We start from the raw sequence: 24,171 nt of genomic DNA on the forward strand, positions 1-24,171 counted from the left end.
CCGGCCCGCCCCTAATTTCTGTCGCGCGACAGAAATGACACCCGGAGCCGGAGGTCCCGCGATGGCGACAGCGACCACTTACGGAGCCCGCGCCCATGCGCGCGCCCAGGAGGGCACGCGCACCGAGGCCATGCCCGTCGTCCCGGCGAGCGCCTGGCCCGCCCCGCCCTGCGAGGCGGGCCACCTGGTGTGGGCCGAGACGGTGGCGGGCGGCAACTACACGCACAAGGTGCTGGCGCGCGGCACCGAGATGCGGCTGACCGACCTGGCCGGCGACGCCTGCGCGCACCTCCTGCTCCATGTCGCCGGCCGTCCCTGGGAACGGCTGAACGTGGCGGACACCGTCAAGGTCCAGTGGAACGCCTACCTCGGCGAGGGTCAGCTCCTGCTGTCCGACCAGGGCCGGGTGCTGGCCTCGGTGGTCACCGACACCTCGGGGCGCCATGACGCCCTGTGCGGCACCTCCACCCTGCTGCGCAACACCGAGCGGTACGGGGACGGGACACCGCAGTCCGCTTCCCCGGCCGGCCGTGAGCTGTTCAAGCTGGCCGCCGCGAAGAACGGACTCGCCCCGCGTGATCTGCCACCCTCGCTGTCGTTCTTCCAGGGGGTGGAGGTGGGCGACGACGGTTCGCTGCGCTTCACCGGCTCGTCCGGACCCGGCGGGAGCGTGACGCTGCGCGCCGAGCAGGACGTGACCGTACTGATCGCGAACGTGCCGCACCCGGCCGACCCCCGCCCCCGATATGTGAGCGGCCCGCTGGAGGTGCTCGCCTGGCGGGCGGCGCCGACCGAGCCGGGCGACCCGCTGTGGGAGGCCACGCCCGAGGGCCGCCGCGCCTTCCTGAACACCGCCGAATTCCTCGCCGCGAGGGGGCTCGCATGAGCACGACCGTCGTTCCCGCCCGAGCCGCCTGGTCGGCCGTCGTCCGCGCCGGCGAGACGCTCACCATCACCGATCTGCACGGCAACCAGGCCGTCGACTTCCTGCTGTACGACGCCGCGGACACCGCCGTGCGCTACAGCGCGCCCGACACGATCCACGCGCAGGGCAACATCTTCCTGACCACCGGCAGCGTCCTGATGTCGAACGAGCACACCCCGCTGATGACCGTCGTCGACGACGAGGTGGGCCGGCACGACACGGTCGGCGGCGCCTGCTCCAAGGAGTCGAACACCCTCAGGTACGGGCACCACACCTGGTCCCAGCACGCGTGCGTGGACAACTTCCTGGCGGAGGGCGCCCGTTACGGCCTCGGCAAGCGGGACCTCGTCTCGAACGTCAACTGGTACATGAACGTGCCGGTCGAGAAGGACGGCACGCTCGGCATCGTCGACGGCATCTCGGCCCCCGGACTCAGGGTGACCCTGCGCGCCGAGCGCGACGTCATCGTCCTGGTCTCCAACTGCCCGCAGATCAACAACCCCTGCAACGGCTTCGAGCCGACCGCCGTGGAGATGACCGTCGGAGCGGCGCGATGACCTTCGACACGCTGCTTGTCGCCAACCGCGGGGAGATCGCGGTACGCATCATCCGCACGGCGCGCGAACTCGGCCTGCGCACCGTCGCGGTGTACTCCGACGCCGACCGCGGCGCGCCCCACGTCCGGCTCGCCGACGAGGCGGTACGGCTGGGGCCCGCGCCCGCCAAGGAGTCGTACCTCGACGCCGACCTCGTCCTGAAGGCGGCCAAGGACACCGGCGCCGGCGCCGTCCACCCCGGGTACGGCTTCCTCTCCGAGGACGCCGCCTTCGCCCGCCGCTGCGAGGACGCCGGGATCGTCTTCGTGGGCCCGACGCCGGAACAGCTGGAACTGTTCGGGGCGAAGCACACGGCCCGCGCGGCGGCCCGGGCGGCGGGGGTGCCACTGGCACCCGGCACCGGCCTGCTGGACTCCGTCGAGGAGGCGCTCGACGCGGCCTCGCGGATCGGCTATCCCGTGATGCTCAAGGCCACCGGCGGTGGCGGTGGAATCGGCATGTCGGCATGTCGCTCCGCCGGCGAACTGACCGAGTCCTGGGAGCGGGTGCAGCGCGTCGTCTCGGCGTCCTTCTCCTCCGCCGGCGTCTTCCTGGAACGCCTCGTCGAGAACGCCCGCCATGTCGAGGTGCAGGTCTTCGGCGACGGCGCGGGCCACGTCGTCACCCTCGGCGACCGGGACTGCTCGCTCCAGCGGCGCAACCAGAAGGTCCTGGAGGAGGCGCCCGCCCCGGGACTCCCGCCGCAGGTGCGCGACCGGCTCGCCGCCGGCGCCCGTGACCTGTGCGCGAGCGTCGGCTACCGCTCGGCGGGCACGGTCGAGTTCGTGTACGACGCCGCCCGCGAGGAGGCGTACTTCCTGGAGGTCAACACCCGCCTCCAGGTGGAGCACCCGGTGACCGAGGAGGTCCTCGGCATCGACCTCGTGGCCTGGATGCTGCGCCTGGCACGCGGCGAGTCGGACGTCGTGCGGGACCCGGGGCCGCCCCGCGGTCACGCCGTCGAGGCGCGGGTGTACGCCGAGGACCCCTCCCGCGGTCACCGGCCGAGCGCGGGCCTGCTGACCCGGGTCGAGTTCCCCGGCGGTGTCCGGGTGGACGGCTGGGTCGAGACGGGCACCGAGGTGACCACGTCGTACGACCCGATGCTCGCGAAGGTGATCGCCCGCGGTCCGGACCGGGAGCAGGCCCTGCGGCGGCTCGACGAGGCCCTGGCCCGCACCCGGATCGACGGCATCGAGACGAATCTGGGCCTGGTGCGGGCAGCGCTCGCGGAACCGTCCTTCCGGGCGGCGGCGCACTCGACGGCGACGCTGGCCGGCGTCACCGACCCGACGCCGCGCATCGAGGTGGTGGCCGGCGGAACACTCACCACCGTGCAGGACTGGCCGGGCCGCACCGGTCACTGGCAGGTCGGGGTACCGCCGTGCGGCCCCATGGACGACCTGTCGTTCCGGCTGGGCAACCGGGCGCTCGGCAACCCCGAGGGCGCGCCGGGCCTCGAATGCACGCTGCGGGGACCGTCGCTGAGGTTCACCCACGCCACCACGGTGTGCGTCACGGGCGCCCCCGCCGCGGTCACCGTGGACGGCACGGCGGTCGCCCAGTGGGAGCCGGTGACGGTGCCCGCCGGGGCCGTGCTGGACGTCGGTGCCCCCGACGAGCACGGGCTGCGGACCTATGTGCTGTTCGCGGGCGGGGGTCTGGACGTACCCCTGTTCCTCGGCAGCGCGGCCACCTTCACGCTCGGCCGGTTCGGCGGGCACGGCGGCCGGGCGCTGCGCACCGGCGACGTGCTGCACGGCGGCTCGGTGGTCTCCGGAACACCGGTTCCGGCCGCCGACCGGCCGGTCCTCGGCTCGCGATGGCAGGTCGGCGCGCTCGAAGGCCCGCACGCCGCACCCGAGTTCTTCACCGAGGACGACATCCGCGACTTCTACGCCGCCGACTGGAAGGTCCATTTCAACTCGGCACGGACGGGGGTGCGGCTGGTCGGACCGAAACCCCGCTGGGCGCGCAACGACGGCGGTGAGGCGGGCCTGCACCCGTCGAACATCCACGACACGCCGTACTCGGTGGGCGCGGTCGACTACACGGGCGACATGCCGGTGCTGCTCGGCCCCGACGGCCCCTCGCTGGGCGGCTTCGTCTGCCCTGCGACCGTCGTCAGCAGCGAACGCTGGAAGCTCGGGCAGCTCCGCCCGGGAGACACGGTGCGCTTCACCCCGCTCGCCGAGGACGGCTCGGTGCGCCCGGCGATCGTGGACGGCGGCGTGCTCGCGCGGGACGGCGACGTGACCTTCCGCCGCAGCGGCGACGACAACCTGCTGGTCGAGTTCGGTCCCGCGCAGCTGGACCTGGCCCTGCGGATGCGGGCGCACGCGCTGATGGAGGCGGTCGCCGCGGCCGGGATCGACGGTGTCACGGATCTGACACCGGGCATCCGCTCGCTGCAGATCCAGGCGGACCCGGGCAGGCTGCCGCAGCGTGAACTCCTCGCCACCGTCCGGGAGATCGCACGGACGCTGCCGGCCGGGGACCGGCTGACCGTGCCGTCCCGGACGGTCCACCTCCCGCTGTCCTGGGACGACCCGGCGACCCGTGAGGCGATCGCCCGCTACATGGCGGGGGTCCGCGACGACGCGCCCTGGTGCCCGTGGAACATCGAGTTCATCCGCCGGGTGAACGGCCTGGACTCGGTCGCCGACGTCTACCGCACGGTCTTCGACGCGGAGTACCTCGTCCTGGGCCTCGGGGACGTGTACCTGGGCGCGCCGGTCGCGACGCCGCTCGACCCGCGCCACCGGCTGGTCACCACCAAGTACAACCCGGCGCGCACCTGGACCGCCGAGAACTCGGTCGGCATCGGCGGGGCCTATCTCTGCGTCTACGGGATGGAGGGGCCCGGCGGCTATCAGTTCGTCGGGCGCACCACCCAGGTGTGGTCGGCCTGGCAGCAGCGCGGCGCGTTCGAGCCGGGCTCACCGTGGCTGCTGCGCTTCTTCGACCGCATCAAGTGGTACCCGGTCGAGGCGGACGAGTTGCTCGAACTCCGGGCGGACATCGTCTCGGGCCGGTTCGTCCCCCGTGTCGAGGAGGGCGAGTTCTCGCTCGCCGGCCACCAGGCCTTCCTCGCCGAGCACGCCGAGTCCATCGCGGAGTTCCGGGCCCGGCAGGGCGCGGCGTTCGCGGCGGAGCGGGACGCCTGGGAGGCGGCGGGCGAGTTCGCCCGCGCCGAGGCGGCGTCCGCCCCGGCGGTCCCCGCGGCCGAGGTCGCCGTGCCGGAGGGGGGCCGTCTGGTCGAGGCCGAGTTCGCCGCGTCCGTCTGGCAGCTGAACGTCCGCCCGGGCGACACGGTGACGGCCGGTCAGCCACTGCTGGCCCTGGAAGCCATGAAGATGGAGTCGCGGATACCCGCGCCGATGGACGGCCTGGTCCACGAGGTACTCGCCAGGCCGGGCGACCAGGTGGAGGCGGGTACCGCGTTGCTGATCCTGGCTCCGCACGAGTCGTAGCACCACCGCCCGTCCCGCCGTACCTCCAGCGCAAGGAGCACCGATGTCCGCCGTGACCAGGGTCCGCATGGCATACGCCCGCATCGAGGCGACGGACCGCCCGGAGATCTGGATCGACCTCCGCCCCCGCTCGGAGGCCGAGGAGGAGGCCCGAGGGATCGACGAACGTGTGGCCGCGGGCGAGCGGCTGCCGCTCGCGGGCCGCCTGTTCGCGGTCAAGGGGAACATCGACGTCGGGGGCCTGCCGACCACCGCGGGCTGCCCGGCCTACGCGTACACCCCGGAGGTGGACGCCCCGGTCGTCGCCCGGCTGCGCGCCGTCGGCGCGATCGTGCTCGGCACCACGAACCTGGACCAGTTCGCCACCGGCCTGGTCGGCACCCGCTCTCCCTACGGTGCCGTCCGGGGTGCGCTGGACCCGGACCGTGTCAGCGGCGGCTCGAGTTCGGGTTCGGCCGTCGCGGTGGCCCTGGGCATCGTCGACTTCGCCCTCGGCACGGACACCGCGGGCTCGGGTCGTGTCCCCGCCGCGTTCAACGGCATCGTCGGACTCAAGCCGACCCGGGGTCTGGTCCCCACGGCCGGGGTCGTCCCGGCGTGTGCCTCGCTGGACTGCGTGACCGTGTTCGCCCGCACCCTGCCGGAGGCCGAGCGGGTGCTCGCCCAGATGGCGTCCCCGCCGGGCCGCGACCTGCCGGCACTCCCCCAGCGGCTCCCCGGCCCGTGGCGGGTCGCCGTGCCGCCGACCGCGCAGCTGGGCGACCTCGACGAGGGGTGGGCACAGGCGTACGAGACGGCCGTCGAGCGGCTCGTCGCGGCGGGCGCGGAGGTGTCCACGCTCGATCTCACCGTGTTCACGGAAGCCGCCGAGATGCTCTACGGCGGTGCGTTCGTCGCCGAGCGCTACGCCGCCGTCGGGAGCTTTGTCGACAAGTTGCTGAGCGAGGGCGGCGCGGGGCTCGACCCGACCGTCGCCGGGATCATCACCCGCTCCCGGGACATCCCGGCCCACCAGGTGTTCGCGGACCAGGAGCGACTGGACGGGCTGCGCGCCCGGGCGCTCGCCGAGCTCGGCGACGCGGACGCCCTGCTGCTGCCGACCGCGCCCGGCCACCCCACCCTCGCCGAGGTCGCCGCCGACCCGCTCGGCGCCAACGCCCGACTGGGCCGCTTCACCAACTCGACGAACCTCTTCGATCTGGCGGCCGTCGCCGTACCGGCCGGTCCCACTCCCTCCGGTGCGCCGTTCGGTGTGATGCTGATCGGCCGCGCGTTCACCGACGAGCGCCTCGCGCACATCGCCCGCTTGCTCCAGCCGCCGCTGAGGATCGCCGTGGTCGGCGCGCATCTGTCCGGTCAGCCGCTGAACCCGCAGCTGCTGTCCCTGGGCGCCGAACTGGAGCGGACGACGACCACGGCACCCGTGTACCGCCTGTACGCGCTGTCCACGACCCCGCCCAAGCCGGGGCTGGTCCATGTCGGCCCCGAGGAGGGCGGGGCCGTCGAGACCGAGGTGTGGCGGCTGCCCGCGGAGGGGCTCGGCCGGCTGCTCGACGCGCTGCCCCGGCCGATGGCGCTCGGCCGGGTGGAGCTGGCCGACGGCAGCGACGTGCCGGGCTTTCTCTGCGAACCGGCCGCGCTCGAAGGCGCCCAGGACATCACGGACCTGGGCGGCTGGCGCGCCCACCTGCGCGCCGAGGACTGATCCCCTGGGCGGCCCCGGGCCGGCCCGGCACCGGTCACCCGGGAGCCTGCACCCGAGGACGCGTCGCGCCGCCTCCCGTCCGGGGCAGCCCTGCCTCGAGCCTGAGCCGACGCCCGGGGAAGTGCGCCGCCGCCGCTCGGAAGGCGGCGCACCCCGCGGAACGTCAGGGCGGGCGGCGGTCGACGTGTCCCGGCGGCCGCCTGTCACCCGGTCCTGCCGGACGCACCCGCCGGGGCGCCCGGCCCGGTCTCAGCCCACCGAGGAGTAGGCCACGACCCCGCGCAGCAGGGCGTCGACCGCCTTGCGCGCGTTCTTCGCGACCGTCGAACCCTCCACCCCGGAGGGCGCCGCGGCGGCGATCTGACCCAGGACGTCGATGACCTGCTTGCACCACCGCACGAAGTCGCCCGCGGGCATCTCCGCCTCGCGCAGCACCTCGTCGAGCCCCTTGCCGGAGGCCCACTCGTACGCGGCCCAGGCGAAGCCCAGGTCCGGCTCGCGCTGGCCCACGCCCTCCGTCTGGGTGATCCGGAACTCCTCCTCCAAGGCGTCGAGCCGGCCCCAGATGCGCACCATCTCGCCGAGCGCGGCCTTCGCCTTGCCGGACGGCACCTTGGGCGCCATCGCGTCGTCGGCGACCCGGGACTCGTACACCAACGCCGAGACGCAGGCGGCGAGTTCGGCGGGGCCGAGTCCCTCCCAGACCCCGGCGCGCAGGCATTCGCTGGCGAGCAGGTCCAGTTCGCCGTAGAGCCGGGCCAGCCGCTTGCCGTGTTCGGTCACGTCGTCGCCACGCAGATAGTCCAGCTCGGTGAGCAGGGCCACGATCCGGTCGAAGGTGCGGGCGATGGTGTTCGTCCGGCCCTCGATGCGGCGCTCCAGCTGCGAGGTGTCGCGCAGCAGCCGGTGATAGCGCTCGGCCCAACGCGCGTGGTCCTCACGGTCGTTGCACCCGTGGCAGGGGTGGGCGCGGATCTCCGTGCGCAGCCGGGAGATCTCGCGGTCGTCGGCCGCCTGCGAACGCTTCTTGCGGTGCCGGTCGGGGACGATGTGCGCCGCCTTCGTGCGCAAGGCCGACGCGAGGTCACGACGGGACTGCGGCGAACGCGGGTTGAAGGACTTCGGGATGCGCATCCGCTCCAGCGCCTCGACGGGCACCGGGAAGTCCATGGCGGCCAGACGCTTGACCTGGCGTTCGGACGTGAGGACCAGGGGGCGCGGGCCGTCGTGCTGCTCGAAGCCGCGGTGGCCGTTCGACCGGCCCGCGGGCAGGCCGGGGTCCAGGACCAGCGCCAGGCCCGCGTACTTCCCGGTGGGCACGTGGATCACGTCTCCGGGCTTGAGCTTCTCCAGCGCGACCGCCGCCTCGGCCCGACGCTGCACCGCGCCCTGCCGGGCCAGGTCGGTCTCACGGTCCTTGAGCTCGCGCCGCAGCCGCATGTACGAGTCGAAGTCCCCGAGGTGGCAGGTCATGGACTCCTTGTAGCCCTCGAGTCCCTCCTCGTTGCGCTGGACCTGCCGGGAGATCCCGACGACCGACTTGTCGGCCTGGAACTGCGCGAAGGACGTCTCCAGGAGCTCCCGCGAGCGATGCCGCCCGAACTGCTCGACCAGGTTCACCGCCATGTTGTACGACGGCTTGAAGCTGGAGCGCAGCGGATAGGTGCGGGTGCCGGCGAGGCCCGCCAGGTGCTCGGGGCTGAAGCCGCGCTGCCACAGCACGACCGCGTGGCCCTCGACATCGATGCCGCGGCGCCCGGCGCGGCCGGTGAGCTGGGTGTACTCGCCGGGGGTGATGTCGGCGTGCTGCTCGCCGTTCCACTTGACGAGTTTCTCCAACACCACCGAGCGGGCGGGCATGTTGATGCCGAGTGCGAGGGTCTCCGTCGCGAAGACGGCCTTGACCAGGCCCTGTACGAAGAGTTCCTCGACGACCTCCTTGAACGTGGGCAGCATGCCCGCGTGGTGGGCCGCGATGCCGCGCTCCAGGCCCTCCAGCCATTCGTAGTAGCCGAGGACGTGCAGGTCTTCCCGCGGGATGGAGGAGGTGCGCTCCTCCACGATGGCGCGGACCTTGGCGCGTGCCTCGTCGTCGTTCAGCCGCAGGCCTGCGTACAGGCACTGCTGGACGGCGGCCTCGCAGGCCGCGCGGCTGAAGATGAAGGTGATGGCGGGCAGCAGGCCCTCGGAGTCGAGCCGCTCGATGACCTCGGGGCGGCCCGGCGTCCACATGCGGGAGCGCTGTCTGCGCTCCCGCTCACGGTCGGCCTCGCGCATCGCCCGGCCCCGCCTGCGGTCCTGGTACGACGGCCGGCTGGCCTCCATGCGCGCCATCCGCGTGAGGTCGGGGTTGACGGCCTTCTTCTGGCCCTCGCCCTCCTCGAAGAGGTCGTACATCCGGCGCCCGGCCAGCACGTGCTGGAAGAGGGGCACGGGGCGGTGCTCGGAGACGATCACCTGGGTGTCGCCACGGACGGTGTCCAGCCAGTCGCCGAACTCCTCCGCGTTCGACACGGTCGCGGAGAGCGACACCAGCGTCACGGACTCCGGGAGGTGGATGATCACTTCCTCCCAGACGGCGCCGCGGAAGCGGTCGGAGAGGTAGTGCACCTCGTCCATGACGACATAGCCGAGTCCGAGGAGGGTCTGCGAGCCCGCGTACAGCATGTTGCGCAGCACCTCGGTGGTCATGACGACCACCGGCGCCCCGGAATTGACGCTGTTGTCCCCGGTGAGCAGGCCGACCTTGTCCGTGCCGTAACGGCGGCACAGGTCGGCGTACTTCTGGTTGGAGAGCGCCTTGATCGGCGTCGTGTAGAAGCACTTCTTGCCCTGCTGGAGGGCGAGATGGACGGCGAACTCGCCGACGATCGTCTTGCCTGAGCCGGTGGGCGCGGCCACGAGCACACCCTTGCCCGCTTCGAGTGCCTGACAGGCCTCGATCTGGAAGGGGTCGAGGCCGAAGTCGTACATCTCGCGGAAGGTGGCGAGCGCGGTGGCCTGCTCGGCAGCGCGCCTGCGTGCTGCCGCGTACCGCTCGGCCGGTGAGAGGTCCTCTGTCATCGTGCTTTCGAGACTACCGGGCGGCACTGACAACACGACGATCAATATCCGGATCAGATGCTGTGAGACACGGGGTCCCCGCAGCTCAGGCGAGCACCACCCGCACCGCCGCCGGTATGCACTCCGCGGTCAGCGGCAGCGGCCCGAGCGGCTCCCCGTCCGCGTACCCGGTGATGCCCTCGGCGAGCAGTTCGACCTTCGCGGCCCGGTGCACGCTCACCACCGGATGATCGAGGTGCGTGCCCTTGTAGACCTTCGGGAACACCTTGAGCAGCGTCGTCCGGCTGCAGTCGCCGACGACGGTGACGTCGAACAGCCCGTCCTCCAGGTCCGCGTCCGCACAGATCCTCATGCCGCCGCCGTACGACGATCCGTTGCCGACCGCCACGAGCGTCGCCTCGATCTCCCGGGCCTCGCCGTCGTCGAGCGTGATCCGGAACGGGAAGGGCTTGAAGGCGGCGAGCTCGGCGAGGATCGCGAGGTCGTACTTGAAGCGGCCGGCGGGCAGGCGCATGCGGTTGCCGCGGTCGTTGACGCGGGAGTCGAAGCCCGAGGCGAGGACGGTGCCGAACCAGGTGCCGTCGACCCGGCCCAGGTCGATGTCGCGCAGCCGGGACGCCTTCAGGGAATCGGCGATCCGCCGGCCCGCCGCGGCGGGGTCCTGGACGGGCAGGTCCAGGGCGCGCGCGAAGTCGTTGCCGGTGCCGACGGCGATCAGGCCGAGCGGGGTGCGGGTTCCGGCGACCGCCTGGAGGGCGAGGCTCACCATGCCGTCGCCACCGACCGCTATGAGCGCGTCGGTGCCGCTCTCGACGGCGGCACGCGCCTGCGCGAGGGCGTCGCTCGGATTCTCGCCGAGGACCGTACGGACGTTGAATCCCGCCGCCCGGAGAGCCGAAGCGGCCGGCTGCGCCGCTCGGGCGCCCCGGCCGCGTCCCGCGGTGGGATTGACGAAGAGGGTGATCTCGCTGGCCACAGGGTGACCCTACGAGGTCGACGGGCTTCGTCAGGTCACGTCGTCATAACCGTTCACCCGGTCCGTACCCGCCTGCTCGGGCAGGGCCCGGCTGGCCGACACGGATTCGACCGCGCCGATGTCCTCGGGCGTCAGGTCGAGGTCGGAGGCCTCGTCGTCGCCCGGTCCCTCGGCGTCGCGGCGCTTCTTGCGCCGGTCGTTGAGGAGCGAGAAGACGACCGCGCCGAAGTACAGGATCCAGATCGGCCCGGCGAGCGCCAGCATCGTCAGCGGGTCGGTGCTGGGGGTGGCGAGCGCCGCGAAGACGGTGATGCCCATGATCATGCCGCGCCACCAGCCGAGCATCCGCTTGCCGGTGAGGACGCCCGTGAGGTTGAGCATGACCAGCAGCAGGGGCAGCTCGAAGGACAGGCCGAAGACGACCACCATGCGCGTCACGAGGTCGAGCAGGTCGTCGAGCGGCAGCAGGTTGCTGACGCCGTTCGGTGTGAAGTCGATCAGCACCTTCGCCGTGGTGGGCAGCACCTTGTACGCGAAGAAGGCGCCGCCGAAGAACAGCGGGACGCCGGTCCCGACGAAGGCGTACGCGTACTTCCTCTCGTTCCTGTGCAGGCCCGGCGCGACGAACGCCCAGAGCTGGTAGAGCCAGACCGGCGAGGCGAGCACGACACCCGCCATCAGGGAGACCTTCAGCGCCAGGGTGAACGGGGCCAGCAGACCGTTGATGGTGATCTGCGCGCACTGGTCGCCCTTGGGCATCTTCGCCAGCTCGGCGAAGGTCTTCGGACACCCGACCGAGTCCAGGACCGGCTTGGTGAAGAAGTTGATGATGTCGTTGTAGTAGAAGGCGGCGACGACCGTGACCAGGACGATGGCCAGCATCGCCTTCGCGAGCCGGTTCCTCAGCTCACGAAGGTGCTCCGCGAGGGGCATCCGCCCCTCGGGATCCTTCTCCGTGTTGCGGGCAGACTTGAGCAACCCACGTTCCCATCTCGTGCAGCGGGCCGGACGTCACCGGCCCTGCGTCAGCGCTTGGTCGTGTCCGTGGGCTCGCTGACCGGACGGGAGCTGGTCACGTCGCCGGGCGCGGCCTGGATCGTGCGCTGAGCCGGGGGCTGCTCGTCGGTGTTCGGCGGGCCCGCCGGAGCAGGGTTGCTGCCCTCGTCCTTCATCGCCTTGGCCTCGCTCTTGAGGATCCGGGCGGACTTGCCGAGGGAGCGCGCCATGTCCGGAAGCTTCTTCGCGCCGAACAGCAGGATGATGACGACGAGGATGAGAATGATCTCGGGAGCTCCGAGCCTTCCGAACATAAGTCTTTACCTTCTCACCGAGGCTGCATGGTCGGGGTGCTGTCCGATCGGCCGGACATGTGTCCGATCGTCGTGCTGACAGCGATCGTAACGCTCAGGGGTGAACGCGCGGCAATCCCTGTGCGTACTCCCAGTTCGCGACCCGCGCCTCGTTCTTCGGGCCACGACCAGCAGCGTACCTGTCGTTGCCCGAAAGGTGACAGGGCGAAAGCCCCTCGAAACGCATCACACCCACGTCTTACAGTGCGTCGACCGAGCTCGCGGCGCGTGCGGCGGCCGTCTCCAGTTCCTCGGCAGCCCCGCCGATCCGGCGCGCGGACTCGGAAACCTGGCGGCCCAGACGCTCCGCCTCCACGAAGACACGGACGGCGAGGACACCGAGCACGGCGATTCCCAGGAAACCCGCAGCGATCGCAAACATCGGCCAGAACATGACGTCGACCCTAGAGGTTCTAGACGGTGGAGTGCAGACGCAGGGTGCGCACCCCGCCCCCGGTGAGCAGCTCGACGATGCGCTCCCCCGCCGGCTTGCGGACGGCCGAGCCGCACTCGGGGCAGGTGAAGGAGTAGAAGGTGGTACGGCTGCTCGCGCCGATGGCCAGGCGCAGGGCGCCGGCCCCGAGCTCGAAGCCCGCCCGGCAGTCGGGACAGGCGGCCTTGAACATCACCTCGACCACCCTTCGCATCCCCGCGAAGGCCGTCACGGCCGACATCTCGGGCGCGCCGACCACGCCGGCGCGGACCGGCGCGCCGGTCCGCTGCGCCATGGTCGCCTTCTCCTGCCCGCCAGACTTCGACGACGTGCTCAAAGCTCCTGCTCCTGCCTGTCGTACGGCCCGTCCTGAACCCCTCGCGGCGCGTCGAGCCCGTCGTAGGCCGCGAGCGCGTCGCGGGCCGCCTGACGGGCGCTGTCCGCGAGGCCCTGCGGCGACACGATCCGGCCGTCACGGCCCAGACGCAGTGCCAGCCGCCGCAGCGACGCCGGATCGGGGGTCCGCAGGGTGATACGCAGCCCGCCGTCCGGAAGCTCATCCGCACTGTCGTGCGGGTAGTACTCGGCGACCCAGCGCCCGCCCGGACCGACCTCGACGACCACCTCGGGGTCCTCCGCGGCCGGCTGCACGAGCCCCTCGGAGAGGTCCCTGAGCTCGATCTCGGGCGGCGCCGACGGCTCGTCCAGGATGCGGATCTCGGCGACCCGGTCGAGCCGGAAGGTGCGACGCGCCTCGGAGCGGCGGCACCAGGCCTCCACGTAGGTGTGACCGACGCTGACCAGCCGGATCGGGTCGATCTCGCGCTCGGAGAGCTCGTCACGTGACGGCGAGTAGTAGCGGATCCACAGCCGGCGCCGCTCGGAGATCGCCCGGTCGACGTCCGCGAAGACCCCGCCCTCGGACTCGAAGGTCACCGACAGACGGGAGCTCGCGCCCGCCGCCTCGCCGGAGGCGGCCTCCACCTTGGCGGTGGCGCGCAGCAGCGCCTGCCGGTCGCCCTCGCGCAGGCCGGGCAGCGTGGCCACCGCGCGGGCCGCCACGAGCAGCGCGGTCGCCTCGTCGGCGGCGATGCGCAGCGGCTCCGCCACGTCGTCCGGGTTGTGCCACCAGATACGGTCGCCGTCGGTGTCGATGTCCAGCAGGTCGCCGCCGCGGAAGCTGGTCCCGCACAGGGGCAGCACGTCGAGGTCGGAGATCAGCTCGTCCTCGGTGATCCCGAAGGCGCGCGCGACGTCGCCGACGCGCGCGCCGGGGCGCTCGCGCAGGTAGGTCACCAGGGAGAGCATCCGCCGGGTCTGGTCGATCGCGTTCGCGGGCCTGGCCGGTTTTCCTGCCACTTTCTTACGTTCCCCCTCAGCCCTTGGCCACGGCGCGCAGCCGGTCCACGACGTCGGCCCGCAGCTCCGCGGGCTCCAGGACCACCACGTCGGGCCCGAACTCGACGAGCCAGGCGTCCAGGCCGTGCCCGTACGGAATCTCCAACTCGTCCCAGCCGTCGCCCAGTTCCCGTACGGAGACCGCCTTGGCGCGCAGCGGGTAGCCGGCGCCGGTCCGCAGCCGGATCAGCGCGGATCGGTCGGCGATCTCCCCCGCCCAGCCCGCGACGGTCTCACGCACGGTGACGACGTCGGGCACCTCGGCCGTGAAGCGTCCGGCGCGGGTGCGGACCCGGCCGGTGATCCGGGAGAGCCGGAAGACGCGCTCGGCGCCGCGGTCGCGGTCCCAGCCGGCCAGGTACCAGTGGCCGCGCCAGCATTCGAGGGCCCACGGCTCGACCTGCCGGGACTCCGGGTGCGCGGCGGTGGCCTTGCGGTAGTCGAAGACGACCGGGCGGCGGTCGCGGCACGCGAGCATCAGCGGCTCGAAGGCCGCCTCGTGGACGGGGATGTGCGGTTCCAGGGCGCCATGGGCCTCGTAGGGGTCCACGTCCTCGGGCAGTCCGGCGGCGCGCAGCTTCTGCAGGGCCCCGCTCGCCGCACCGGCCAGCCGGGCCTGCTGCCAGACCTTGGCGGCCAGGCCGAGGGCCGCGGCCTCCTCGGCGTCGAGCGTGATGGGCGGCAGCCGGTTGCTGTCCCGGCGGGCGAGGTAGCCGACCTCGCCGTCGAGGTTCTCCACCGTCTCGATGACCAGGCCGAGTTCGCGCAGATCGTCCTTGTCGCGCTCGAACATCCTGTTGAAGGAGTCGTCCGAGCTCGCTTCGAGGTAGGCCTCGATGGACTCGCGCAGCTCGCGCTTGCTCAGCGGCCGGCGTGTCCCGAGCAGACACAGCGCCAGGTTCATCAGCCGCTCGGCCTTGGCAATGGCCATCGACGCCCTTCCCTATGGTGCTTCCGATCGTCGACCGTACCGCCCCGGGGTGTCGTGGCAAAAGCCGAGGGCCCATGCCTGTACAGGCATGGGCCCCAGGTGATCGCTTCCGGTCGCAGGACGATCAGACCGCGACCAGGTCCACGACGAAGATCAGCGTCTCGCCGGGCTTGATCGCCGGCGTCGGGCTCTGGTTGCCGTAGGCGAGGTGGGCCGGAATGGTCAGCTGGCGACGGCCGCCGACCTTCATGCCCTGCACGCCCTGGTCCCAGCCCTTGATGACGCGGCCGCCGCCGAGCGGGAAGCGGAACGGCGTCCCGCGGTTCCAGCTGGCGTCGAACTCCTCGCCGGTGCTGAAGGCGACACCCACGTAGTGGACGGTGACGTTCTGGCCCGCCTGGGCCACCTCTCCGTCACCCTCCCAGATGTCCTTGATCTCGAGGTCCGCCGGGGGCTCGCCGCCCGGGAAGTCGATCTCGGGCTTCTCGATGCTCACGTCTTTGGCTCCTGCTTGTTCGCTTGGTTGCCTTACGGCAACACCGACAGTCTCACATCCCTGGGAGGGTTACATCTTCGCCAGGATGTCGACGGAGAAGACCAGGGTGGAGTCCTTCTTGATGCCACTGCCGCTCGGCGGGTTGTCGCCGTAGCCCAGGCTCGGCGGGACGACGATGAGGACGCGGCTGCCGACCTTCTTGCCCGTCAGACCCTGGGCCCAGCCCTTGACGACCTGCTGGAGGGAGAACGACGTCAGCTGACCCCTGCCGTAGGTCGAGTCGAACTCCTTGCCGCCGTCCCAGAGCACGCCCTTGTACTGCACCAGCACGCTGCTGTCGGCCTGGACCTCCTCGCCGTCGCCCTCGATGACGTAGTTCGCCACGAGCTTGGTGGGCGCGGCGGCCTTGGGCACCTCGATGGAGGGCGCCTTGCCGTCGGTGTTGGTACCGACCTTCGGCAGGTTCGCGTCCGTCTGGGGGACGTCCTTGCCCTTGGCGGAGCTCTTCGCGTTGAAGGTCTGCTGGATGTCGACCACGAACACCAGCGTGTCGGTGCCCTTGATGCCCGCCTGGGTGTTGCCCTGCTTGCCGTACCCCCAGGTCGGCGGGACGGCCATCTCGACGCGGCTGCCCGCCTTCTTGCCGACCAGGCCGTACCGCCAGCCGTCGATGATGCCGCCCTGCGCGAGCTGGATGACCAGCGGCGTCTTGCGGTCGTAGGAGTTGTCGAAGACCTTCGCCGTGTCCCAGATCTGGCCGAGGTAATTGGCCTGGATGTAGTCGTTCTCGGCGACGGTCTGGCCGTTGCCCGCGATGACCGTGCGCACCGCGAGGTTCTCCGACGGCTCGCCGGTGCCCTTGGCGACGGTCGGCTTCTCGTCGAACTTCGTACCGGCGGTGATGCCGGGCAGCGGACCGTCGACGATCTTCGGCGGCGGCGCCGCCGAGGGGGAGCCCGAAGGCGAGGGGCTGGCACTGGACTTCGCCGTGTCTGACTTGCCGTCGTCACCGCATCCGGCGAGTGTGACCAATCCAGCGGGTACGGCAAGAAGGAGTGAGCGTCGGCGCACGGTGGGGGCCTCGTATCGGTCGATCTTGGTTGATGGCGTGCGCGCAACTCTACGACGTGAGAAGGGCGCCGTACGGAAAACGTACGGCGCCCCGCGTTGCGTTCCGGAATCACTTTCGGAACATGCGGCTCACATTCCCGCGATCAGCTTCTCCACCCGGTCGTCGACGGAGCGGAAGGGGTCCTTGCACAACACGGTGCGCTGCGCCTGGTCGTTCAGCTTCAGGTGGACCCAGTCGACCGTGAAATCGCGGCGCTGTTCCTGGGCGCGCCGGATGAAGTCGCCGCGCAGTCGCGCCCGAGTGGTCTGCGGCGGTACGGACTTGCCCTCGAAGATCTTCAAATCGTTGCAGATCCGGGTGGCTTGTCCCTTCTTCTCCAGCAGGTAGTACAGGCCTCGGCGACGGTGGATGTCGTGGTAGGCGAGGTCTATCTGCGCGACCCTCGGGTGAGACATCGTCATGTTGTGCTTGGCCCGGTACCGCTCGATGAGCTTGTACTTCATCACCCAGTCGATCTCGGTGCCGATCCGGTCGAGGTCCTCGGCCTCGATCGCGTCCAGCGTGCGGCCCCACAGCTCCAGGACCTGCTCGACGGTGCCGGTGCGGATGCCGCGGCGCTCGCAGAAGTCCACGGCCTTCTCGTAGTACTCGCGCTGCACTTCGAGGGCGGACGCCTCCCGCCCGCTGGCGAGGCGCACCTTGCGGCGGCCTGTGATGTCGTGGCTGACCTCGCGGATCGCCCGGATCGGGTTCTCCAGGGTGAGGTCGCGCATCACGGTGCCCGCCTCGATCATGCGCAGCACGAGGTCCGTGGCCCCCACCTTCAGGAGCATCGTCGTCTCGGACATGTTCGAGTCGCCGACGATGACGTGCAGGCGGCGGTAGCGCTCGGCGTCCGCGTGCGGCTCGTCCCGGGTGTTGATGATGGGACGCGAGCGGGTCGTCGCGGAGCTGACGCCCTCCCAGATGTGCTCGGCCCGCTGGCTGACGCAGTACACGGCGCCGCGCGGGGTCTGGAGCACCTTGCCCGCACCGCACAGCAGCTGCCTCGTGACCAGGAACGGGATGAGGATGTCCGCGAGCCGGGAGAACTCCCCGTGCCGGGCCACCAGGTAGTTCTCGTGGCAGCCGTAGGAGTTGCCCGCCGAGTCGGTGTTGTTCTTGAACAGATAGACGTCGCCCGCGATTCCTTCCTCGTGCAGGCGTCGTTCGGCGTCGACCAGGAGTCCTTCGAGAATGCGCTCGCCGGCCTTGTCGTGGGTGACGAGTTCCGTCACGTTGTCACATTCGGGTGTCGCGTATTCCGGATGTGATCCCACGTCGAGATAGAGGCGGGCACCGTTCCGCAGAAAGACATTGCTGCTGCGGCCCCATGACACGACACGGCGGAAGAGGTACCGCGCCACCTCGTCGGGAGACAGGCGGCGCTGTCCCCTGAACGTACACGTGACGCCGTACTCGTTCTCCAGCCCGAAAATGCGGCGGTCCATGACTGAACATTACGCCCGATCCCCCGAGCTGAAACGGGGTTCGACGGCACGGTTTGGATCATTTTCCGATGAGACCGCAACGACCGCACCTCGTCCGGCAGCTGCGAGGACCCGCCCCGTGGCCAGCAGAACCACCAGTGCGGCGGCCCCGGCGGCACTCGGCACGGCGAAGCCCCACACGGCCCCGCCCCGCTCGACCACGGGGCCCGTCAGACCCGTTCCGACCGACGCGCCGACGGTGAACGTGGTCACGAGCCAGGAGAACGCCTCGGTGACCGTCCCCTTCGGCGCGTGCCGGTCGACCAGGACGAAGGCGCAGGCGATGCAGGGCGCGAGGAAGACGCCGGCGAGGGTGGTGAGCGCGGTCATGGCGACGGGGCCGGGCACCAGCGTGAGGGGCAGGTAACACACCGCCAGAAGGGCCACGAGCCCGCGCAGTCGCCGTTCCGGCGCGCCGCCCCACTGCCGCATGCCGTACACGGTGCCGCCGACGAGCGCGCCGAGGCCGATGCCGGCCATCAGCCAGCCGTACACCGCGTCCCCGCCGTGGTCGTCGGCGTACGACACGGCGGCCACGGTGATGGAGCCGAGGGCCACCCCGATGCACAGGAAGGCGGCGAGCAGGGCCAGCAGGCCCGCGGAGCGCAGCGCGCCGAGCCAGTGCGCCTCGCGCGGGGCCGAGCGCCACGCGCGCGAGGGCGGCGAGACGACCACGGAGAGCGCGCCGAGCACCCCGATGACGTTCAGGACGAGCAGCGCGGCCTGGGCGGACCAGAGCGCCACGCACAACGTCACGAGCAACGGTCCGACGGTGAACATGACCTCCTGCGCCACCGCGTCCATGGCGTACGCGGTGTGCACCTGCTCCTCCCTGCGCAGCACGGAGGGCCACAGCGCCCGCAGACCGCCCTCCAGGGGCGGTGTGAACAGTCCGGCGACGGCCATGGAGACGTAGGCGAGCGGCAGCGGCTCCGTGCCCGCGAAGGCGAAGACGCCCATTCCGAGGGCCGACACGAGCGCGGCGGGCAGCTGGACGCGGGGCTGGCCGTGCAGGTCCACCAGACGCCCGAGCAGGGGCTGCCCCACGGCGTTGGCCACCCCGTACACGGCGGCCAGCGCGCCGGCCAGGCTGTAGGTGCCGCCCTCGGCGCGGACGAAGAGCACCACGGCGATGGCGGCGGTGGCGTTCGGCAGCCGCCCGACCAGGGTGCCGACGAGGAGCCGTGCGGCATGCCTCGCCCTGAGGATCTCCAGGTATCCCGCGGCCATGCCCTGCCCTTCCGTCGTGCGTGACGTATGAGGTTTTACGTATAACGTCGTCTTCCATACGTACCATGTGCGCTGACCGGGAGTCCAGACGAGGGAGCAGGTCGACGGTGGCACGAGGTAGCACGCGCCCCACGAGCCGGGACGTGGCCCAGGCCGCCGGAGTGTCCCAGGCCGCGGTCTCCCTGGTGCTCGGCGAGAAGTGGCGCGGCCGGGTCTCCGAGGCGACGGCGGAACGCGTCCGCGAGGCGGCCCAGGAGCTCGGTTACCGCCCGAACCTCGCGGCCCGCAATCTGCGCCTGGGCCGCACCCGCACCGTCCTCCTGGTCGTCCCGGCGCTCACCACGGAGTTCTTCGCGGGCGTCTACACCGGTGCGGCCCGGGTGGCGGCCGCGCACGGCTTCGGCGTGGTCCTGTACCCCTCCCCCGAGGGCATCGGCCCCGCCCGGGACCCCTTCGGCTCGGCGGCGGCCGCGCTGGACGGTGTGATCGCCTCGTCCATGGCCGCCGACGCACTCACCGCGATCCGCGGCGACCAACTCCCGCTCGTGATGCTCGACAGCGATCCGGCGGGCAGCCTCGGCGCGGCCACGGTCAATCTCGACATCGCGGACGGGGTACGGCAGGTCGCCGATCACCTGCTCGCCCTGGGGCACCGCCGTTTCCTGCACCTCGCGGCCGACATCGCCTCGTGGACCTTCGAGGTACGCGCACGCGAGCTGGCCGCGCGGCTCGCCGCGGTCCCCGGAACGGAGCTGCGCACGACGCGGGCCCCGATCTCCATCGAGGGCGCCCTGACCGCCGCGGCGTCCGCGCTCGCCACCGATCCCCGGCCCACCGCGCTGGTCTGCGACGACGACAAGCTGGCGGCCGGTGCCTACAAGGCGGCACGGCGCCTCGGGCTGCGTGTCCCCGACGACCTCTCCATCACGGGCCTGGACGATCTGGCCCTGGCCCGGGCCATCGACCCCGAGCTGACGACCGTGCGGCTGGACGCCGAGCTCTTCGGGGAACGGGGCATGGAGGCCCTCCTGGCGGTCCTGGAGGGCCGGACTCCCCCTCGAGGCGACATCCCGGTCACCCTCGTCGTACGGGGCTCCACGGCCCCGCCAGGCGCTCCGGTCGCCTGAGCGGCCCCGCACAGGCACCCCCGAGCCCCTCCGGCACAGCGGCGCGCCCCGGCCGAACGGGCGGCCGGGGCGCGCGGAGCACTGCGGAAGAAGCCGAGGTCACTCCTCGTCCTCGGCCGACTCCTCGGCCTCCGTGGCGGTGGTGGCGCCGCCCGCCTCCAGCAGGCGGGCGAGCTGACGCCCGACGATCCGCTTGAACTTGCGCTGCTGCGGGCGGGTGCGGTCCAGCACCGCGACCTCCAGGCGCTCCGCGGGGATCTCCCGCTCACCGCCGTTCGGTTCGCGGGACAGCGACTGCACGGCCAGTTTCAGGGCTTCCGCCAGCGACATGCCGTCCTGGTGGCGCTGGTCCAGGTAGCTGCTGATCTGCTCGGCATTGCCGCCGACGGCGACCGAGCCGTGCTCGTCGACGATGGATCCGTCGTGGGGCAGCCGGTAGATCTGGTCGCCCTCGGGCGTCTCGCCCACCTCGGCGACGACGAGCTCCACCTCGTACGGCTTCTCGGCCGCGCTGGAGAAGATCGTGCCCAGGGTCTGGGCGTACACGTTGGCGAGACCGCGGGCGGTCACGTCGTCACGGTCGTAGGTGTAACCGCGCAGGTCGGCGTAGCGGACGCCGCCGATCCGGAGGTTCTCGTACTCGTTGTACTTGCCGGCGGCGGCGAAGCCGATCCGGTCGTAGATCTCGCTGAACTTGTGCAGCGCGCGGGACGGGTTCTCACCGACGAACACGATGCCGTCGGCGTACTGCAGTACGACCAGGCTGCGGCCGCGGGCGATGCCCTTGCGGGCGTATTCCGCCCGGTCGGCCATGGCCTGCTGGGGTGAGACGTAGAACGGCGTCGACACCGGTTATCCATCCCTTTCTGTCGAAGTCACTGGATCACCTTGATAAAGAGGCCGGGCTCAGAGCAGTGCGGCCCGCGGGCCGTCGGGCTGCTCCAGACGCCGCTCCAGGATCGAGCGGGCGATCTCGGAGGACTCCTCGTCGGTGAGCCGGCGGAAGCCGTCCTCGGTGATCACGGTGACGATGGGGTAGATCCGGCGGGCGACATCGGGACCACCGGTCGCCGAGTCGTCGTCTGCCGCGTCGTACAGGGCCTGGACGACCAGGGTCGTGGCCTGGTCCTCGGTCAGGTCCTTGCTGTAGAGCTTCTTCATGGCACCGCGCGCGAAGATCGAGCCGGAGCCGGTGGCGGCGTACCCGTGCTCCTCGGAGCGGCCGCCGGTGACGTCGTAGGAGAAGATGCGCCCCTTGCCGCGGTCCACGTCGAACCCGGCGAAGAGCGGCACCACGGCGAGGCCCTGCATGGCCATGCCGAGGTTGGAACGAATCATCGTGGAGAGGCGGTTCGCCTTGCCCTCCAGGGAGAGCTGGGCGCCTTCCACCTTCTCGAAGTGCTCCAGCTCCAGCTGGAACAGCTTCACCATCTCGACGGCCAGACCGGCCGTGCCGGCGATGCCCACCGCCGAGTACTCGTCGGCCGGGAAGACCTTCTCGATGTCGCGCTGTGCGATGACATTGCCCATGGTCGCGCGCCGGTCACCGGCGAGGACCACACCGCCGGGGAACGTGGCGGCGACGATGGTCGTGCCGTGCGGGGCCTCGATCACGCCCTGGGTGGGCGGCAGCTGCCGCATGCCAGGGAGCATGTCCGGCTGGTGCTCGGCCAGGAAGTCCATGAACGAGGACGAGCCGGGCGTCAGGAAGGCAGCCGGCAGACGCCCGGTGCTGCGAGGGTTGGCTTCCACGCGATTCCTTCCACGTAGGCTGCGGCCCGACGTGGACGGCCGAGCCGATCATCAAATCTGTGCACGGACCATACCCGCGCGTACGCCGGTCATCCGTCCCGGCGCCGACCTAATGGATCAGACCGGCCCCGGGACGGACAACTGGCGTTACTCCCCGCCCTTTTGGACGAAGGAACGCACGAAGTCCTCGGCGTTCTCCTCGAGGACGTCGTCGATCTCGTCCAGCACGGAGTCGACGTCGTCCGACAGCTTCTCCTGACGCTCCTTGAGGTCGTCGGAGGCCTGCGCGTCCTGCGCCTGCTCCTCGACCTCCTCGGTGGAGCGCGTCGCCTTCTGCTGTCCGCCGCCGGTGTCCTTGGTCGCCATAACCCTCACCCCGCTCGGTTCGACGTTCTTGATCAGACCCTACAAGCAGGGTCCGACATCGGCCCCGCAGTTGCTACAACGTACGGGGGCCACCTCGATGATTCCCGTGCGCCGGGTTTTCCACCCTGTCCGGCCCCTCCCCGCACGGGTGGCCGGTCAGCCGCCGGACAGCACCCTGACCAGGTCCTCGGCCGTGCGACAGCGGTCCAGGAGCTCCTTGACGTGATTACGCGTTCCGCGAAGCGGCTCCAGGGTTGGGACGCGCTGGAGCGAGTCCCGGCCCGGCAGATCGAAGATCACCGAGTCCCAGGACGCGGCCGCCACGTCGTCCGCGTACTGCTCCAGGCAGCGCCCGCGGAAGTACGCGCGGGTGTCCTCCGGCGGCTTCGTACGGGCCCGGTCGACCTCGGCCTCGTCCAGCAGGCGCTTCATGCGTCCACGGGCCGCCAGGCGGTTGTACAGGCCCTTCTCGGCGCGCACGTCCGCGTACTGGAGGTCGAGGAGGTGGAGCTTCGCGGCGTCCCAGTCCAGGCCGTCACGGCGCCGGTATCCCTCCATGAGCTCCCGCTTGGCGACCCAGTCGAGCTCTCCGGCGAGGCTCATCGGATCGTTCTCCAGGCGGTTCAGGGTGTCCTCCCAGCGCAGCAGGACGTCCTTGGTCTGCTCGTCGGCGTCCGCCCCGAACCGTTCCTCCACGTACTTGCGGGACAGCTCGAAGTACTCCATCTGCAACTGGACAGCGGTGAGTGTCCGGCCGCTGCGGAGCGTGACGAGCCGCTTGAGCGTCGGGTCGTGGGAGACCTGGTGGAGGGTGCGTACGGGCTGGTCGACGGCGAGGTCCACGGCGATGAAGCCGTCCTCGATCATGGACAGGACCAGGGCCGTCGTGCCCAGCTTGAGGTAGGTCGAGATCTCGGAGAGGTTCGCGTCGCCGATGATCACGTGGAGCCGGCGGTACTTCTCCGCGTCCGCGTGCGGCTCGTCGCGGGTGTTGATGATCGGGCGCTTCAGCGTCGTCTCCAGACCCACCTCGACCTCGAAGTAGTCGGCGCGCTGACTGAGCTGGAAGCCGTGCTCGTGCCCGTCCTGGCCGATGCCGACGCGGCCCGCTCCGGTGACGACCTGGCGCGAGACGAAGAAGGGCGTCAGGTGGCGCACGATGTCCGAGAAGGGGGTCTCCCGCTTCATCAGGTAGTTCTCGTGCGTGCCGTAGGAGGCGCCCTTGTTGTCGGTGTTGTTCTTGTAGAGGTGGATCGGCTGGGCGCCCGGGAGCTGGGCGGCCCGCTCGGCGGCCTCGGCCATGATGCGCTCGCCGGCCTTGTCCCAGAGGACGGCGTCGCGCGGGTTCGTGACCTCGGGAGCGCTGTACTCGGGGTGCGCGTGGTCCACGTACAGCCGCGCGCCGTTGGTGAGGATGACATTGGCCAGGCCGATGTCCTCGTCGGTGAGCTGGCTGGCGTCGGCGGCCTCCCTGGCGAGGTCGAAGCCTCGCGCGTCCCGCAGCGGATTCTCCTCCTCGAAGTCCCAGCGGGCGCGGCGCGCCCGGTGCATCGCCGCCGCGTAAGCGTTGACGATCTGGGACGAGGTGAGCATGGCATTGGCGTTGGGGTGGCCGGGGACGGAGATCCCGTACTCCGTCTCGATGCCCATTACTCGCCGTACGGTCATGCGGCCCTCCTTGCCCGGCGGCGCCCTCGGTCGGGGGCGCTGCTCAAGTACCGCTGGCGCTCCGGTGCGTGTGCGGTGCCCG

Annotated in this window: 21 protein-coding genes; 5 read left to right on the forward strand and 16 right to left on the reverse strand. The window is 71.2% G+C overall.

The features are described from left to right. Positions 1–61: 61 nt before the first annotated feature. The 4 genes from ABEB03_RS14900 to atzF are packed head-to-tail and all read left to right on the forward strand — an operon-like array spanning position 62 to position 6,699. On the forward strand, positions 62–886 hold the full coding sequence (locus ABEB03_RS14900; protein ID WP_345647720.1) for an urea amidolyase associated protein UAAP1: 825 nt from the start codon (positions 62–64) through the stop codon (positions 884–886). After that, entirely contained in the window at positions 883–1,482 is a 600-nt protein-coding gene (locus tag ABEB03_RS14905; RefSeq protein WP_345647723.1) for an urea amidolyase associated protein UAAP2, read from the forward strand. The genes ABEB03_RS14900 and ABEB03_RS14905 overlap by 4 nt, the downstream gene beginning before the upstream one ends. Continuing rightward, positions 1,479–4,994 (forward strand): 5-oxoprolinase/urea amidolyase family protein, encoded by a 3,516-nt coding sequence (locus ABEB03_RS14910; protein WP_345647725.1) that lies wholly within the window; start codon positions 1,479–1,481, stop codon positions 4,992–4,994. Before ABEB03_RS14905 ends, ABEB03_RS14910 begins: the two co-directional genes overlap by 4 nt. A gap of 43 nt (positions 4,995–5,037) precedes the next feature. Further along, entirely contained in the window at positions 5,038–6,699 is a 1,662-nt protein-coding gene (gene atzF, locus ABEB03_RS14915) for an allophanate hydrolase (protein ID WP_345647728.1), read from the forward strand. A 249-nt stretch (positions 6,700–6,948) separates the two neighbouring features. Here atzF and ABEB03_RS14920 read toward each other — a convergent pair whose 3' ends face one another. The 12 genes from ABEB03_RS14920 to ABEB03_RS14975 form a co-directional block, all read right to left on the reverse strand. After that, positions 6,949–9,807: a DEAD/DEAH box helicase gene (locus ABEB03_RS14920; protein WP_345647731.1), complete on the reverse strand. Its 2,859-nt coding sequence runs from the start codon at positions 9,805–9,807 to the stop codon at positions 6,949–6,951. 40 nt (positions 9,808–9,847) lie between these two features. After that, positions 9,848–10,738 carry a diacylglycerol kinase gene (locus tag ABEB03_RS14925; protein ID WP_345647733.1) on the reverse strand — a complete coding sequence of 297 codons (891 nt, stop codon included), beginning with the start codon at positions 10,736–10,738 and terminating at the stop codon, positions 9,848–9,850. Between the two features lie 30 nt (positions 10,739–10,768). After that, positions 10,769–11,716, reverse strand: a complete 948-nt coding sequence (tatC, locus tag ABEB03_RS14930; RefSeq protein ID WP_345647736.1) for a twin-arginine translocase subunit TatC — start codon at positions 11,714–11,716, stop codon at positions 10,769–10,771. 47 nt (positions 11,717–11,763) lie between these two features. Beyond that, positions 11,764–12,048 (reverse strand): Sec-independent protein translocase subunit TatA, encoded by a 285-nt coding sequence (tatA, locus tag ABEB03_RS14935; protein ID WP_028801604.1) that lies wholly within the window; start codon positions 12,046–12,048, stop codon positions 11,764–11,766. A 238-nt stretch (positions 12,049–12,286) separates the two neighbouring features. Continuing rightward, on the reverse strand, positions 12,287–12,481 hold the full coding sequence (locus ABEB03_RS14940; protein ID WP_345647741.1) for a hypothetical protein: 195 nt from the start codon (positions 12,479–12,481) through the stop codon (positions 12,287–12,289). A gap of 19 nt (positions 12,482–12,500) precedes the next feature. Beyond that, positions 12,501–12,761, reverse strand: a complete 261-nt coding sequence (locus ABEB03_RS14945; RefSeq protein WP_425589241.1) for a hypothetical protein — start codon at positions 12,759–12,761, stop codon at positions 12,501–12,503. Positions 12,762–12,853: 92 nt separating this feature from the next. Then, the gene (locus tag ABEB03_RS14950) at positions 12,854–13,879 is read right to left on the reverse strand and encodes a helix-turn-helix transcriptional regulator (RefSeq protein WP_095933190.1); all 1,026 of its coding nucleotides are present in this window, start codon (positions 13,877–13,879) and stop codon (positions 12,854–12,856) included. A gap of 16 nt (positions 13,880–13,895) precedes the next feature. Next, complete coding sequence (locus tag ABEB03_RS14955; RefSeq protein ID WP_345647749.1) at positions 13,896–14,849, reverse strand: helix-turn-helix transcriptional regulator; 954 nt, start codon at positions 14,847–14,849, stop codon at positions 13,896–13,898. A gap of 124 nt (positions 14,850–14,973) precedes the next feature. After that, on the reverse strand, positions 14,974–15,345 hold the full coding sequence (locus ABEB03_RS14960; protein WP_028801609.1) for an FKBP-type peptidyl-prolyl cis-trans isomerase: 372 nt from the start codon (positions 15,343–15,345) through the stop codon (positions 14,974–14,976). 69 nt (positions 15,346–15,414) lie between these two features. Next, positions 15,415–16,416, reverse strand: a complete 1,002-nt coding sequence (locus ABEB03_RS14965) for an FKBP-type peptidyl-prolyl cis-trans isomerase (protein ID WP_345647753.1) — start codon at positions 16,414–16,416, stop codon at positions 15,415–15,417. A 129-nt stretch (positions 16,417–16,545) separates the two neighbouring features. Then, positions 16,546–17,907 (reverse strand): Pup--protein ligase, encoded by a 1,362-nt coding sequence (pafA, locus tag ABEB03_RS14970; RefSeq protein WP_062672158.1) that lies wholly within the window; start codon positions 17,905–17,907, stop codon positions 16,546–16,548. A gap of 9 nt (positions 17,908–17,916) precedes the next feature. Beyond that, a complete protein-coding gene (locus ABEB03_RS14975; protein WP_345647756.1) occupies positions 17,917–19,176 on the reverse strand; it encodes an MFS transporter in 1,260 nt (419 codons plus the stop codon). Between the two features lie 107 nt (positions 19,177–19,283). Between ABEB03_RS14975 and ABEB03_RS14980 the strand changes: the two genes are divergently transcribed. Further along, a complete protein-coding gene (locus tag ABEB03_RS14980; protein WP_345647759.1) occupies positions 19,284–20,303 on the forward strand; it encodes a LacI family DNA-binding transcriptional regulator in 1,020 nt (339 codons plus the stop codon). 99 nt (positions 20,304–20,402) lie between these two features. On the opposite strand, the gene prcA is transcribed toward ABEB03_RS14980, so the two are convergent. From prcA to dop, 4 genes are all read right to left on the reverse strand, one after another. Beyond that, complete coding sequence (gene prcA / locus ABEB03_RS14985) at positions 20,403–21,152, reverse strand: proteasome subunit alpha (RefSeq protein WP_028801614.1); 750 nt, start codon at positions 21,150–21,152, stop codon at positions 20,403–20,405. 57 nt (positions 21,153–21,209) lie between these two features. Further along, positions 21,210–22,055, reverse strand: a complete 846-nt coding sequence (gene prcB, locus ABEB03_RS14990; protein WP_425589236.1) for a proteasome subunit beta — start codon at positions 22,053–22,055, stop codon at positions 21,210–21,212. Positions 22,056–22,202: 147 nt separating this feature from the next. Beyond that, positions 22,203–22,421, reverse strand: a complete 219-nt coding sequence (locus tag ABEB03_RS15000) for a ubiquitin-like protein Pup (protein ID WP_028801616.1) — start codon at positions 22,419–22,421, stop codon at positions 22,203–22,205. Between the two features lie 156 nt (positions 22,422–22,577). Beyond that, a complete protein-coding gene (gene dop, locus ABEB03_RS15005; RefSeq protein ID WP_345647765.1) occupies positions 22,578–24,089 on the reverse strand; it encodes a depupylase/deamidase Dop in 1,512 nt (503 codons plus the stop codon). Positions 24,090–24,171: the final 82 nt, after the last annotated feature.

It is taken from the genome of Streptomyces siamensis (assembly GCF_039543605.1).
Lineage (GTDB): Bacteria > Actinomycetota > Actinomycetes > Streptomycetales > Streptomycetaceae > Streptomyces > Streptomyces siamensis.